The sequence below is a fragment of the Hamadaea sp. genome (assembly GCF_013362815.1).
Lineage (GTDB): Bacteria > Actinomycetota > Actinomycetes > Mycobacteriales > Micromonosporaceae > Hamadaea.
On the sequence record NZ_JABFVK010000013.1, the window covers coordinates 221,551 to 234,953 of the forward strand.

A 13,403-nucleotide genomic window follows, 5' to 3' on the forward strand; every position below is an offset into this window, starting at 1 on the left:
ACTTGAACGTGTTCAACTCTGCACTCTAAGCTCGGCTCGTGACCGTTCTGGTGAACATCGTTTCGGCTTTCGGCGTACTCGTTGTGCTGCCTTTGGGCTTGGCACTGATCGAGGCGCCGGGCCTGATGCCGCTGCGACGCTGGTGGCTGGTGGGCGCGATACCTGGTGCCGCGTCCGTCTGGCTGCCGCGCGGTGGCGTCGCGGTGCTGCTCGCGGCGGCTTACCTGGTGCCGGCCGCGTGGCTGGCGGTGTGCGCGGGGCGTCGCTTCGCGCGCGATCGGCGAGTGACTGTGCTCGATGTCGCGGCGCTGACGGCGCTGGTCACACCGCTGGCCGGGGCGATCGCGCTGGTTGCGGAGCGGGGCGGCGTGCGGCTGTTCGGCTTCAGCCTGGGGATCTTGGCGCTGACGCTGCCGCACCTGCATTTCGCCGGTTTCGCGGCGGCGCTGATCGCGGGCCTGACCAGCCGCGCCGCCGGGGACGGGCGAATGCCGACGCTGTCCGCGCTGGCGGTTCCGGTCGGCACGCTGCTGGTCCTGGCCGGATACTTCGTGAACGACGCCGCCGAGCTCGCGGGCGCGATCGTGCTCACGGCCGGCTTGTGGACGACGGCGTGGTTGCTGTGGCGCTCAGGCGTCGCGCGGATCGCGGCCGTCACGGTCGCGGTCACGATGGCGCTCGCGCTGAGCTGGGCGATGGGGGAGGCGACCGGGCTGCCCCACCCGTCGATCCAGTGGATGGCCGCCACGCACGGGCTGGCCAACGCCGTCGGCTTCGCGCTGTGCGCGCTGCTCGCGTACCGGTCACGCCAGGTGGGTCCACTGTGAACCTGACATATGCCGAGGTCGGAGGATCGCTCCAGGAGGAGCTTCCCGCTCACTACAATCACCTTCGAGTACGCGTACCGGTCGGGCCGCCGCAGGTGTATGCGAACGCGGTGCAGGCGGTGCTCTCCTGGCGGATGCACAGCCGAGCCGGATTGTTCGTCGACGCCGAGATCGCCCGGCCCGGACTGCGCGTGACCGGCCGGCTCGGCCATCCGAGATTCGGGATGCCGGTCGTGTGCGAAGTCGTCGCGGTCGTCGACGAACCGAATCGCGCCGGATTCGCGTACGGGACGGTGGCGGGGCATCCCGAATGCGGCGAGGAGGCGTTCCTCGTGGTCGTCCGAGACGGGCAGACGTGGCTGGAAGTCGTCGCGTTCAGCCGCCCGGCCGCGTGGTACGCCCGTCTCGCCGGTCCGGTCGTACCCCTGATTCAGCGGGCGTACGCCCGGCGGCTCGGCCGGGTGCTGCGCGCCCTCGTCGCCGAGCGGTGAGCGTGCCCGTCCCGCGCTCGACTGCGCCGGCCCCGCGCTCGGCTGCGCCGGCTCCGCGCTCGACTGCGCCCGTCCCGCGCTCGACTGCGCCGGATCACGGATAACGGTCGAATCATGGCCCAAGATTCGACCCAGAACCGTGATCCAGCGCGAAACGGCCAGCGCGAAACGGCCAGCGCCAAACGGCCAGCGCCAAACGGAGCGTGCCAGCGCGGTCGACTAGGGCGAGCGCTGGCGGCGCTTACGCTCGGTTGATCAGGCCGTTGGGGAGTTGATCAGGGTGCTGGGGGCGCGACACGCCGGACGAGCGGGACCATAGGTTCATGATCAACGCGACGGCGCGCGGAGGGCGGCGGCGACAAGGGCTTCGGCCTCGGCGGCGGAGGGAAGTCCGTCGGTGTCGCCCGGTCGCGCGACGATCGCGGCGGCGAACTGCCCGGCCAGCCACGCGGCTCCGGCCGGGTTCGCGCCCCGCGCCCGTCCGGCCAGGTAGGCGCCCGCGAACGCGTCACCGGCGCCGACCGGGTCCACCACCGACGTGGCCGCGCTGGGCAGGTGGGCGGGCGCGTCGCCGTCGGCGTACCAGCACCCTTCGGGTCCCGCTTTCAGCACCGTCTCGGCCACGCCCGCCGCCCGCGCCGCCCGGAAGACCGCCGCCGGGTCCGACGTTCCGAACAACGGCTCGGCCTCGTCCGCGCCGATCAGCAACATCGAGACGTGGGGGAGCAGGTCACGCGCTTCGGCGATCTGCGCGTCCAGGTCACCCAGCGCCGGACGAAGGTTCGGATCATAAGCCACTTGTACGCCGAAAGCCCTGGCCTGCGCCAGCAGGGTGCGTACGGCCTCCCGGGCGGAGTCGCTCAACGCCGAGGTGATGCCGGAGACCGCCACCATCCGGGGACGCGCCGCCAAGGCGCGCTGGACATCCTGTGTGGACAGAGCGGAGGCGGCCGAACCGCGCCGGTAGTAGTGCACGCGGCGTACGCCGTCGGGCCGGACGTCTTTGAGGAACAGCCCGGTCGGCCGGTCGGCGTCGGTGGTCACCAGATCGGTCGCGATCCCGAACGACGCGGCGTGGTCGAGGACCTTCTCGCCGAGCGGGTCGGCCCCCACCCGACTGCAGTACGCGGTCCGCAGCCCGGCGCGGGCTGCCGCAGCGCACAGGTTGAGCTCCGCTCCCGCCACGTGCACGGTCGCGTGCGTCGCCGTACGCAGTGCGCCGTCGGGTTGGAAGAGCACCATCGCCTCCCCGAACCCGACGAGATCGAATCTGCTCATAGCCACCGTTCGCGGAGGTCGTCGCGCAGGAACGCCGCCGGGGAGGCGATCGACAGGCCACCGTCGACCGGCAGCACGACGCCGGTGACGAACCCGGCTCCGGCCAGGAAGTGCACGGCGTCGGCGACTTCGGCGGGCCGGCCCGTGCGGCCGAGCGGATAGCCCGCCGCCTTCGCCGGATCGGAGCCGTCGTCGATGAACCCGGGCGCGACTGCGTTGACGCGTACGCCGCGGGGGCCGAAGTCCAAGGCGAGCTGGCGGACCAGTCCTTCGAGACCTGCCTTGGCGGCCGCGTACGCCGGAAGCCCGGGTGCGGCGAGGGTGGCGTTCACGGAGCTGACCGCGACGATCGCCCCGCCCGGCGACAGGATCGGCAACACCGCCCGGCATACGGCGAACGCGGTGCCCAGGATCGCGTCGAACGCGGACTGCCATTGGGCGTCGGTCGTCGTGGTGATCGGCGCGACCGGCATGACGGCGGCGGCCAGGACCACGACGTCGAGCGAGCCCGCTCGGTCGACGACCGTCTGCACTGCCGCCGCAGCACCGGCCGCCGTCGAGCAGTCGGCCACCAGATCGGCCGGTTCGTCGAGCGCCACTCCGACGACGGTGTCCCCGGCGAACCGGGTCTGGATCGCCTGGCCGATCGGCGAACTGGAACCGACGACCAATACCCCGCGACCCTGCGGCGATGCGGGGTTCACGCCACAAGTCCCAGGTCGCGGAGGATGTCGTCGAGCCACGCCAGGGTCTGCGCGTCGGCGTCCACCGCCGGTGGCCGCACTGCGGACGACGTGATCAGCTCTCGGCGTACCAGCACATGCTTGTGAATGGACCACGCGATGCCCGGCTGCAGGCCGAAGCGGATGAGCGGCAGGAGCCGGGCGAAGGACCCGCGAGCCGCCGCCGTCTCGCCGGCGTGCCACTGGCGCAGGACCGGTGCGAGCAGGTCGGGGAACTCGCAGGCGGGCATGGTGCCCTCGGCCCCGCGCGCGTATTCCTCCAGGACGAACAGGGCGTTCTGACCGCCGAGGACCACGAAGTCGGCGGCGGTCGCCTCGCGGACCGCGCCCACCTTGGGCGTGGTCGGCTGCGGCTCGATCTTGACCGAGTCGACACCGTCCAGCTTGGACAGTTCGGCGATCAGCGGCACGGGCATCGTGACGCCCGTGGAGCCGGGGGCGTCCTGGATCATGACGGGCAGACCGCCTTCGGCGGCTACGCGGCCGTAGAAGTCGACGAGCTGCGCCGGGCTGGGCTTGACCATGAACGGCGGCACGACCATCACCACGCTCGCGCCGTTGTCGGCAGCCGCCCGGACCTGGTCGATCGCCTCCTGCGTGCCGGTGGCCGCGACCCCGGCGACGACCGGCAGCTCGGGCCCGGCGGCCGCGGTGACGGTACGCAGAATGTCCGCGCGATCAGCCGCGGTGAGCGAGAACCCTTCGCTGGCGAATCCGAACACGGCGACCCCGTCCACCCCGGCGGCGATCTGGAACTCGACCAGCCGGTTCAGCGACGCGGCGTCGAGGTCGCCGGTCGCCGTGAACGGCGTGGCCAGCACCGGGATCAAGCCGCGGACGTCGGACGAGCGGGTCATTCTTCCTCCTGAAGGGTGGTGGGGTCGACCTCGACGCCGAGGCCGGGACTCTGTGGTAGGGCGAAGCTCACCGGACCGCCGACCAGCGGTGCGGTGAGGATGCGATTGGCGACGGTCATGGTGGTGGGCTGGAACTCGAACGCGGGCATCGCCTCGATCGCCGCGCTGACGTGCAGACCGGCCGCGACGGCGACGCCAAGGCCGACGGAGTGGTGCGGTGCGACCGGAATGTGGTGCGCCGCCGCGATCTCGGCGATCGCCATGGCCTCGGTGATCCCGGTACGCCCGACGTCCGGCTGGCACAAGTCGACCGCTCGGGCTTCGAGCCAGGCGCGGAACTCGAATCGGTGCCGCATCGCCTCGCCGACGGCGACCGGGGTTCGCAGGGCGGCGGCGAGTTCCCGGTGCGCGGCGAGATCCTCGGGGACGAGGGGCGCTTCGAGGAACCACGCGCCTCGCTCGTCCAGTCCCTGGCCGAGCCGCAGCGCGTCGGCGAGGGCGTACGCCCAATGCGCGTCGACGGCCACCTTCAGTTCGGGATGCACACTCTGCACGGCGTCGAAGGTTGCGAGGTCTTCGTCCACTCCATTGCCGAGGTGGAGCTTGATCGCGCGTACGCCCTTCGACACCCACTCGCTGGCCAGCTCGGCGCGTTCGCCGTCGGTCGAGCGGGGCAGTCCCGAGACATACGTGGGGATGTCGTCCCGGTACGCCCCACCCAGCAACGCATGCACCGGTACGCCGTACGCCTTGCCCGCGAGGTCCCAGAGCGCGATGTCGACGGCGGCCAGCGCATCGGCCTGATGCCCGCCGAGGTGACCGCGTTCGCGCATGAGCCCGGTCAGCGTGGTCCACAACGGGCGTACACGGCGCGGGTCTTGTCCGATCAGGACAGGTGTGACGAGCCGGTCGACCACCGCTTGGGCGATCTCGGGCGCGACCGGGGCCAGCGCCTCACCCCAGCCGGTGATGCCGTCGTCGCAGGTCACTCGCACGATCAGCGTCTCGAAGCGGTCGGAGTACAGGCTGCGCCACGGTGGGCGTACGTAATAGCTGTCGCCGTTCGCGCTGCTGGGACGCACGCCGAGGTATGCCTCCGGTGGGCGGAGCTTGACGACATAGGACTCTACGGCCACTACTTTCACAAGCTTCTCCCGTTCACTGGTTGACCGCTTGCAACATGCGGGATATCTTGCCGTATCACGCAAGCGAAATCCAGAGAGGGTGGAACCCGATGGCTTCGGAAACCGGCACGCAGAGCGTCGAACGAGCGCTCGGTGTGCTGCGCGTCTTCACCGCCGGCCGCTCTGAGCTGCGGGTCTCCGACGTCGCCAGTGCGGTCGGGCTGTCGCTGTCGACCGCGAGCCGGTTGCTGCAGACGCTGGAGGCGGCCGGCTTCGTCGACCGCGATCCGGTCAGCGGCCTCTACCGGCTGGGACTGGACATGGTGTCGTTCGGCGGTGCCGTCCTCAACAGCCACCCCGTGCATCGGGAGGCCCGGCAGGTGGCGCAGAACCTCGCCGCCGAGTTGGGCCTGGGCGCCAACGTCGCGGTACGCCGTGGCGACGAGCTGTTCTACCTGCTCAACTTCGAAGGCCGGCTCGCGCCGCGCCCGTTCGTGCTGGCCGGGCAGCGCAATCCGTTGCACGCCACCGGTCTGGGCAAGGCACTGCTGTCCGGGCTCAGCCCGACCGAGCGGCGGGTGCTGGTCGAGGACCTGCACGCGTACACGCCACGGACGATCGTCACGCATGACAAGCTCGACGACGCCATCGCGCTCGCCGTCGCCCGGGGGTACGCCACTGAGGTGGAGGAACTCGCGCTCGGCCGGGCCTGCGTCGCCGCGCCGATCCGTGACGCGTCCGGCGCGGTGGTCGCCGGGTTGTCCGTCTCCGGGCCGCTGTCGGCGATCGACCTGCCGAACCGGGAAGCCACGCTGGCCAGCGCCGTCATCGAGGCGGCCGACTCGATCAGCATCGGGCTCGGGTATCACGGGCCGGCTCGCGTACCTCTGCAATCGGCGGTGTCGGAATGACTCTGGCGTCTTCCGCACGGCCCGGTTCTTCCGCGCGTCATCCGGGAAAACGTCCCCTTCCGGCGGGCGGAGACCGCGATATGCCGGATAACGCGCGGCAACCAAAGCACCTGTCGGACCGTACGTTCGGGTTCCTGCTGACACTGCCCGCAGTGGTGCTGTTCGCCGCGATCGTGCTCTACCCGCTGATCGGGTCGCTGACGACGAGCCTGTTCCAGCAGAGCCTCGTGATCCCCGGGCGCAGCTTCGTCGGGCTGGACAACTTCCGCCACGTGCTCGACGACCAGTTCTGGCCAGTGCTCCAGAACACCCTGGTCTTCACGGTGTTCAGCACGGCATGCCCCTTCATCCTCGGCTTCGCCCTGGCTCTGGCGTTGAACACGCGCCTGCCGGGCCGGGCCGTCCTCCGGGGAGCGTTCCTGTTCCCGTGGGTCATCCCCGGGGTGGTCGTCTCGTTCGCCTGGCTCTGGATCTTCAACGCGAACTACGGGCTGCTCAACGGCGTACTCGTGCAGCTGGGGCTGATCGACGCGCCGGTCAGCTGGCTCGGCGACCCGACGACCGCGATGCTCGCCGTCATCGTGGCCAAGACCTGGGCCAGCTTCCCCTGGATCATGGTGATGCTGCTGGCCGGGCTCCAGACGGTGCCGGCCACGTTGCACGAGGCGGCCGCGATGGACGGCGCGGGCACGCTGCGCCGGTTCTGGCACATCACCCTGCCGCACCTGCGCGGCATCATCGGCATCGTCGTGCTGCTGGAAGTCATCTGGAACTTCCAGCACTTCGACATGATCTACGTGCTCACCGGCGGCGGGCCCGCCGGAGCCACGACCACGTTCGCCGTGGCCGTCTACGAGACCGCGTTCAAGGGCTTCGACCTCGGCCGGGCCGGCGCGCTCGGCGCACTTTGGCTGCTGCTGCTCCTCGTGCTGGTCGTCGGCTACGTACGCCTCGCCGAGCGGGAGGAGAAGCGATGACGACCCTGACAGTTGCCGCGCCGCCGCAGACACGGAAACCGCGCAAACCCCGGCCGTGGCTGGCGATGATCGCCGTGATCGTGATCGGGCTGTTCGCCTTCGGCCCGGTGTATTGGCTGATCGTCACCGCGCTGACGCCCAGTGGCGACGCCTTCCAATTCCCGCCCCGGTTGTGGCCGCGTACGGTCACCTTCGAGCACTTCGCCAACCTGGCCGACAATCCCGTGCTCGGCCGGTACCTGGTCAACTCCCTGATCGTGTCGTCGCTGACCGCCGTGCTGACGGTGCTCGTCTCGGCGTACACGGCGTACTCGTTCAGCAAGTTCCGCTACCGCGGCCGCCGATCGCTGATGTCGCTGATCCTGGCCTCGCAGATGTTCCCGCAAGCGCTCCTGCTCATCACGCTCTACCTGCTGTTCAGCGCCTTCGGACTGCTCAACTCCTACCTGGCGCTGGTCCTGTCGTTCACCACGTTCACGTTGCCGCTGTGCGTCTGGATGCTCAAGGGATTCTTCGACACGATCCCCGACGAGCTGCTGGAGGCGGCCAAGGTGGACGGAGCCGGCCAGGGCAGCGTCATCCACCGCATCCTGTTGCCGGTCAGCCTGCCCGGCCTCGTCGCCACCGGCCTGTTCGCGTTCATCCGAGGCTGGAACGACTTCATCTTCGCCCTCACCCTCGCCGGTCCGGAGAAGCAGACCCTGCCGCCCGGCCTGGTCAACACGTACCTCGGCGAATTCCAGGCCGCCTGGCCCGACCTGATGGCCGCCTCGCTGGTGGTCTCGCTCCCCGTCGTCGGCGGATTCGTCATCCTGCAGCGCTACCTCGTCGCCGGACTTGTCAGCGGCGCGGTCAAGGGCTGACCCCTCCCACCTCTTCAGGAGTACGCCATGTCCCACCCGATTACTCGCCGTGACCTCGGCAAATTCTTCGGTCTGGCGGCCGGCGCCACCGTCCTCGGCGCATGTGCCCCCGGCACCAGCAGCCCCTCGAAGTCGTCCGGCGATCCGTTCGCCGACAACGGCGTCAAGGACTTCAGCTTCACCGCGTGGTCGCTGAACGAAGCGTCCACCAAGGACGTGCTCACCACCATGGTCAACGCGTACGCCGGCAGCGCCGGGGCGAAGGTGACCACGGCGTCGTATCCCTACAACGACTACCTGAACCAGCTCCTGCTCCAAGTACGCGGCGGCACCCTGACCGGCGTGATCCAGACCGACGTCGCCTGGCTGGCCACCCTCGCCGCCACCGGCAAGCTCGTCGACCTGGGCCCGATCGCGGGCAAGGGCGGCTACACCGACGCAGCGCTCGGCATCGCGAAGGCGAGCGGCAAGCAGTACGGACTGCCGTGGACCACCGCGGGCATCGGCCTGATCGGCAACAAGGAACTGCTGGAGCGGGCCGGCGTCGCCCAGGCGCCCACGACGATCGCCGACTTCGAGAACGCGCTGCGAGCATTGAAGGGCCTCGGCGGCGGGGTCGTGCCATGGGCCGCGATGACCAAGGTGGACCAGCTCAAGGACTTCATCCCGTGGATGTGGGTCTTCGGTTCGCCGGTCGTGGACAACGGCACGATCACCGTCGGCGACGACGCCAGCGTCGAGGCGCTGACCTGGTACAAGAAGCTCTACGACGAGAAGCTCATCGCGCCGGACGTCAACCGGTTCGACGCGCGGGCGCTGTTCGCCCAGGGCAAGGTCGGCTACTACGAGGACGCGATCGGCGGACGCGGCGCGGTCACGAAGGCCTCGGCCGACAAGTCGCTCGGCGACAAACTCATGCCGATCTCGCGGCCGGTCAAGAACTCCGGCGACAAGTCGCGCCACCTCGCCTGGGGCCACGCGCTCGCGGTCCTGCAAGGCGACAGCTCGGCCGCCGCGGCCAAGTTCGTCAGCGCGATGACCAGCGACCCGACCTACACCACGCAGTGGTACAAGGGCGCCGGGCTGCCGCCGACCACCACGGCCGGGCTCGCCAGCGCCGAGGTCAAGGCGGATCCGTTCGTAACGGCGTTCACCAGCGCGATCGGCGCGCACGCCACGCCGGACCCGTTCTGGATCTACCCCAAGTTCGCGCAGATCGAGACCGCGCTCGCCAACGCGGTCCAGTCGGCGCTGATCGGCAAGGCCAGCCCGAAGGACGCGCTCGCCACCGCGAAGTCGCAGATGGCGGCGCTCACCTCATGACCAGCGCCGGGGAGGCTCTCGGCCGAGCCGCCAGAAGTGCGGTCAGCTTCGGCCGGGTCATCGCCATCATCCGGCTGCCGTCGGCTGAAGGTGCGGCCCGCGTCGGGGAGATCCTGGCCGACGCGGGACTGCCCGCGGTCGAGGTCACGCTCACGACACCCGGCGCGCTGTCCGCGATCCGCGAGCTGCGCGCCGCGGTGTCAGGCGCGTGTCTTGTCGGAGCGGGAAGTGTACGCACAGCGGAGCAGGCGGTCTCGGCGCATGAGGCCGGCGCACAGTTCCTCGTCACCCCAACGGTTCGGCCGGCCGTCCTGTCGGCGACCGACCTGCCGGTGGTGTGCGGGGCACTGACGCCGACCGAGATCGAGACCGCCGCCCTGGCCGGAGCGGCGTTGGTGAAAGTGTTCCCGGCCAGCGCCTTCGGGCCGGGGTACGTTCGCGAACTGCTGGCCCCGATGCCGGAGCTGCGGCTCGCCCCGACCGGCGGGATCACCGCCGACTCGGTCGCGGCGTACGCCGCCGCCGGCGCGGTGGCGGTCGGGGTCGGCAGCGCTCTCGTCGACCCCCGTCTCGTCGCCGCCGGCGATTGGGGCGCGCTGCGCTCGCGCGCCGCCGGCTTCCTCGCCGCCGCCACCTCCGCCTTTCCCGTTGATCATGAACCCAGGGTTCCATCTGACGGCGTGTCGCCGCCCCCAACCTCATGATCAACTGACCGCACCGAGGCGGCCCGAACCACTTTGTGAGGACACATGCGCCTGATGCGCGTAGGCCCGTTGGGCGGGGAACGTCCCGCCGTGATGGACGCCGACGGCGTGGTCTACGACCTGTCGCCGCTGACCGCCGACATCGACGAAGACTTCCTCGGCGCGAACGGCGTCGTCGCCGTCGAGCGGGCGCTCGCTGCGGAAGCGCTGCCACGTCGTGCCATCACCGGTGAACGGATCGGCGCGCCGGTCGCCCGGCCGGGCAAGGTCATCTGCGTCGGCCCGAACTATCGCAAGCCGCCCCCATTCGAGCCGCCGGTGGAACCTGCACTGTTCCTGAAGGCTCCGGACACCGTCGTCGGTGCGTACGACCAAGTTTTGATTCCCCGTGGCGGCACCGCCGTGGACTGGGAGATCGAGCTGGCCGTGGTCGTCGGCGCGACCGCCCGCTATCTGGACGGGCCCGCGGACGCCAAGGCGGTCATCGCCGGGTACGCGATCTCGCACGACGTCTCCGAACGCGCCTTCCAGCACGAACGCGGCGGAACCATCGACAAGGGCAAGTGCTGCGAGACCTTCAACCCACTCGGACCCTGGCTCGTCACCCCGGACGAGCTGAGCGATCCCACCGACCTGCGGCTGAGGCTGTGGGTCGACGGCGAGGTACGCCAAGACGCGTCCACTCGCGACATGATCTTCGATCCCGCGCAGCTGGTCTGGTACGCCAGCCAGTTCATGGTCCTTCGTCCCGGCGACATCCTCAACACGGGCACTCCGCCCGGCTGCGCGATCGGCCTGCCCGGCCGTCCTTATCTGCGGGCGGGTCAGATCGTGGAGCTGGAGGTCACCGGGCTGGGCCGGCAGCGCCAGGTCATCGGCACGGCATAGCACTCCTTCCATCCACAAAGGAGAGACATGCGCAGACCCCTCGCCCTGCTGACGGCGGCGGTCCTGCTGCTCCCGGCGACGCCCGCCGCCGCAGCCGCCTCCCTCACCCTCGTCCCGTACGCGATCGACTCGTCGAACCAAGCCGGCTGGTGGTCTCCGCTGGAGACCTATTACAGCGGCAACGAGTACGCGTACCTGGCCTTCAACGAGCCCGGCTCCACCGCGGGCACACACAAGGTCGCCATCGCCCGGCGCGACAACGCCGGAAACTGGACGCGCCTGCCCGCGCTGAACGGCACGACGCAACCGGAGTTCACCGACGACATCGGCCACAACCAGCCCTCGATGGCCCGCGACGGCAGTGGACGCTTCCACGTCTTCGCGTCCATGCACAACAACACCTGGCGGTACTTCCGCTCGGACACGACCGGCGGCGTACCGCAATGGCACGCCGCCGACCTGCCGGATCAAGGCATCGGCGTCACGTATCCGGTGGTGACGACGGCGCCGAACGGGGACCTCTACCTCATCGCCCGGCTGGACGGCACTACCGCTCGCTCGGGCCGGCTGTACCGATGGGACAACGCGGCCTCGACGTGGAGCCGGGTGGCGATCTTCGCCCAGTCCGACAACCGCGCGGTCTACCCGGACGACCTGCAGTTCGACTCGGCCGGCAACCTGCACATCCTGTGGGAGTGGGGGATCTACCCGGCGACCACCTATCGGCACGAACTCAGCTACCTGCTGTATTCGCCGTCCTCCGGGACGTTCCGCGACCACACCGGCGCGGCCGTCACGACCCCGGTCACGACGGCGACCGCCGACGTCATCCAGCCCCTGATCTCGGGGGAGGCGTACGGGAACGACACCGGGCCGTCGGTGCAGAGCGCCAAGCTGACCGTCGACGGCACCAGCCCGAAGGTGGTCTACCGATTCCGGCAGGCCACGAACTTCGACGTCTGGTACGCGTACCTCTCGGGCAGTTCGTGGGTTCGGGACGTCGTCTACAACGGCGGGCAGACCACCGCCGCCGTCGACATCACCTGGCATCCCACCGACGGCAAGCGGATCTACTACGTCACGAGCACCGGCACCGATCGGGCATTCGTGGCCACCAAACCCGATACGGCGTGGACGGCCACGTCTCTTGCGCCGGGCGTACCGGTCGAACGGCTCGCCGTCGAACGCGACGGGGCCGGCGTCGACATCCTCTATCTCGTCGACCTCACCAATCTGCGCCTCTACTACGGGAGGAACTGATGCGTCGCTCAACACTCGCACTCGTCGCGCTTTCGCTGACGGTGGCCCTGATTCCGGCTCCTGCTCACGCCGATCCGGTCGGCGGCACCGGCTGGACGCTCGCCTTCAGCGACGACTTCTCCGGCACCGCGGTCGACACCGCCAAGTGGAACTACCGCACCGACGTCAAGGCGTACAGCGCGCAGCGGCCCGAGAACGTGTCGGTCGCCGATGGGCTCATGACCATCAACCTCAAGCAGGAGGCGTACGCCGGCAAGAGCTTCACCGGCGGCGGCCTGATCAGCAAGCAGAGCTTCCGGTACGGGTACTACGAGACGCGCGCGAAGATCAACGACGGGGTCGGCTGGCACAGCTCGTTCTGGTTGATGTCCGGTGATGGCAGCACGACGTACTCGGCGACCGCGCGTACGGAGATCGACGGGTTCGAGATCGACTCGAAGTCGTCGCCGACCGCCCTGACAGGCAGCCACTCCGGCGTCCTCACGTGGAAGGGCAACGGCGTCGCCGGTCCCTACAGCTCCGGCTCGAACTACAACACGGGCCTCGATCTGCGGCAGTGGCATGTCTACGGCATCGACTGGGCGGAGACGTCGGTCAAGTTCTATGTGGACGGTCTGCTCAAGTACACCGCCCCGTACACGCCGAGCCAGTGGACCCACGATTACACCAACATCTGGCTGACCTCGATCGGCTACGGCACCTCGCCGGATCCGGCGTTCCTGCCGTCGGCGGTGCAGTTCGACTACATCCGCTACTGGCAGAAGGACTATTACGTCGACAACGACGGACCGGCCGCGTACGGCTACAGCGAGACCGGCACGTGGTACGACTCGTCGCTGACCGGCTGGACCTACGCCTCGCCGACTCGGTACGCCGCGTGCGGCGTCGCCGGGGCGACCGCCACCTGGCGGCCGAACATCGGCGCGGCAGGCACGTACCAGGTGTACGCCCACAAGATCGTGGCCGCCAACAGCGACGCCAACGCGCGGTATGACGTCGCTGGAACGACCACCTACGTGAACGGCACCACGGGTACTTCGGGCTGGGTGTCGCTGGGCAGCTTCAGCCTGCCCGCCGGAACCTCGACCGCGGTGAAGCTCACGTCCAGCGGCACCGGCTGCGCCCGCGCGGACGCGGTGAAGTTCGTCCGGATCTGA

At 69.8% G+C, this 13,403-nt stretch carries 14 protein-coding genes; 10 read left to right on the forward strand and 4 right to left on the reverse strand.

What is annotated here, in order from left to right:
• Positions 1 to 38 precede the first annotated feature (38 nt).
• Complete coding sequence (locus tag HOV77_RS06020) at positions 39 to 827, forward strand: YndJ family protein (RefSeq protein WP_290858681.1); 789 nt, start codon at positions 39 to 41, stop codon at positions 825 to 827.
• Positions 824 to 1,318 (forward strand): DUF1990 domain-containing protein, encoded by a 495-nt coding sequence (locus tag HOV77_RS06025; RefSeq protein ID WP_290858683.1) that lies wholly within the window; start codon positions 824 to 826, stop codon positions 1,316 to 1,318. Before HOV77_RS06020 ends, HOV77_RS06025 begins: the two co-directional genes overlap by 4 nt.
• A gap of 327 nt (positions 1,319 to 1,645) precedes the next feature.
• Here HOV77_RS06025 and HOV77_RS06030 read toward each other — a convergent pair whose 3' ends face one another.
• The 4 genes from HOV77_RS06030 to HOV77_RS06045 are packed head-to-tail and all read right to left on the reverse strand — an operon-like array spanning position 1,646 to position 5,341.
• Entirely contained in the window at positions 1,646 to 2,596 is a 951-nt protein-coding gene (locus HOV77_RS06030) for a sugar kinase (RefSeq protein WP_290858685.1), read from the reverse strand.
• The gene (locus HOV77_RS06035; protein WP_290858688.1) at positions 2,593 to 3,300 is read right to left on the reverse strand and encodes an SDR family oxidoreductase; all 708 of its coding nucleotides are present in this window, start codon (positions 3,298 to 3,300) and stop codon (positions 2,593 to 2,595) included. The genes HOV77_RS06030 and HOV77_RS06035 overlap by 4 nt, the downstream gene beginning before the upstream one ends.
• Positions 3,297 to 4,196 (reverse strand): dihydrodipicolinate synthase family protein, encoded by a 900-nt coding sequence (locus HOV77_RS06040; protein WP_290858690.1) that lies wholly within the window; start codon positions 4,194 to 4,196, stop codon positions 3,297 to 3,299. The genes HOV77_RS06035 and HOV77_RS06040 overlap by 4 nt, the downstream gene beginning before the upstream one ends.
• Positions 4,193 to 5,341, reverse strand: a complete 1,149-nt coding sequence (locus tag HOV77_RS06045) for a mandelate racemase/muconate lactonizing enzyme family protein (RefSeq protein ID WP_290858692.1) — start codon at positions 5,339 to 5,341, stop codon at positions 4,193 to 4,195. Before HOV77_RS06045 ends, HOV77_RS06040 begins: the two co-directional genes overlap by 4 nt.
• An 89-nt stretch (positions 5,342 to 5,430) precedes the next feature.
• Here HOV77_RS06045 and HOV77_RS06050 point away from each other — a divergent pair, with 89 nt between their 5' ends.
• The 8 genes from HOV77_RS06050 (at position 5,431) to HOV77_RS06085 (ending at position 13,403) form a co-directional block, all read left to right on the forward strand.
• Complete coding sequence (locus tag HOV77_RS06050) at positions 5,431 to 6,231, forward strand: IclR family transcriptional regulator (protein ID WP_290858695.1); 801 nt, start codon at positions 5,431 to 5,433, stop codon at positions 6,229 to 6,231.
• 152 nt (positions 6,232 to 6,383) lie between these two features.
• Complete coding sequence (locus HOV77_RS06055; protein WP_290858718.1) at positions 6,384 to 7,208, forward strand: sugar ABC transporter permease; 825 nt, start codon at positions 6,384 to 6,386, stop codon at positions 7,206 to 7,208.
• Positions 7,205 to 8,071 (forward strand): carbohydrate ABC transporter permease, encoded by an 867-nt coding sequence (locus tag HOV77_RS06060; RefSeq protein ID WP_290858720.1) that lies wholly within the window; start codon positions 7,205 to 7,207, stop codon positions 8,069 to 8,071. Before HOV77_RS06055 ends, HOV77_RS06060 begins: the two co-directional genes overlap by 4 nt.
• 27 nt (positions 8,072 to 8,098) lie before the next feature.
• Positions 8,099 to 9,394 carry an extracellular solute-binding protein gene (locus tag HOV77_RS06065; RefSeq protein WP_290858722.1) on the forward strand — a complete coding sequence of 432 codons (1,296 nt, stop codon included), beginning with the start codon at positions 8,099 to 8,101 and terminating at the stop codon, positions 9,392 to 9,394.
• Positions 9,391 to 10,098: a bifunctional 4-hydroxy-2-oxoglutarate aldolase/2-dehydro-3-deoxy-phosphogluconate aldolase gene (locus HOV77_RS06070; protein WP_290858724.1), complete on the forward strand. Its 708-nt coding sequence runs from the start codon at positions 9,391 to 9,393 to the stop codon at positions 10,096 to 10,098. The genes HOV77_RS06065 and HOV77_RS06070 overlap by 4 nt, the downstream gene beginning before the upstream one ends.
• Positions 10,099 to 10,191: 93 nt before the next feature.
• A complete protein-coding gene (locus HOV77_RS06075) occupies positions 10,192 to 10,986 on the forward strand; it encodes a fumarylacetoacetate hydrolase family protein (protein WP_290859681.1) in 795 nt (264 codons plus the stop codon).
• A 27-nt stretch (positions 10,987 to 11,013) separates the two neighbouring features.
• The gene (locus tag HOV77_RS06080) at positions 11,014 to 12,246 is read left to right on the forward strand and encodes a BNR-4 repeat-containing protein (RefSeq protein WP_290858726.1); all 1,233 of its coding nucleotides are present in this window, start codon (positions 11,014 to 11,016) and stop codon (positions 12,244 to 12,246) included.
• Entirely contained in the window at positions 12,246 to 13,403 is a 1,158-nt protein-coding gene (locus tag HOV77_RS06085) for a glycoside hydrolase family 16 protein (protein WP_290858728.1), read from the forward strand. Before HOV77_RS06080 ends, HOV77_RS06085 begins: the two co-directional genes overlap by 1 nt.

Excerpts from the sequence above, each read along its gene's own strand:
- HOV77_RS06030 (WP_290858685.1), bottom strand. The coding sequence starts at position 2,596 with ATGAGCAGATTCGATCTCGTCGGGTTCGGGGAGGCGATGGTGCTCTTC.
- HOV77_RS06040 (WP_290858690.1), bottom strand. The coding sequence starts at position 4,196 with ATGACCCGCTCGTCCGACGTCCGCGGCTTGATCCCGGTGCTGGCCACG.
- HOV77_RS06050 (WP_290858695.1), top strand. The coding sequence starts at position 5,431 with ATGGCTTCGGAAACCGGCACGCAGAGCGTCGAACGAGCGCTCGGTGTG.
- HOV77_RS06060 (WP_290858720.1), top strand. The coding sequence starts at position 7,205 with ATGACGACCCTGACAGTTGCCGCGCCGCCGCAGACACGGAAACCGCGC.
- HOV77_RS06065 (WP_290858722.1), top strand. The coding sequence starts at position 8,099 with ATGTCCCACCCGATTACTCGCCGTGACCTCGGCAAATTCTTCGGTCTG.
- HOV77_RS06070 (WP_290858724.1), top strand. The coding sequence starts at position 9,391 with ATGACCAGCGCCGGGGAGGCTCTCGGCCGAGCCGCCAGAAGTGCGGTC.
- HOV77_RS06075 (WP_290859681.1), top strand. The coding sequence starts at position 10,192 with ATGGACGCCGACGGCGTGGTCTACGACCTGTCGCCGCTGACCGCCGAC.
- HOV77_RS06080 (WP_290858726.1), top strand. The coding sequence starts at position 11,014 with ATGCGCAGACCCCTCGCCCTGCTGACGGCGGCGGTCCTGCTGCTCCCG.
- HOV77_RS06085 (WP_290858728.1), top strand. The coding sequence starts at position 12,246 with ATGCGTCGCTCAACACTCGCACTCGTCGCGCTTTCGCTGACGGTGGCC.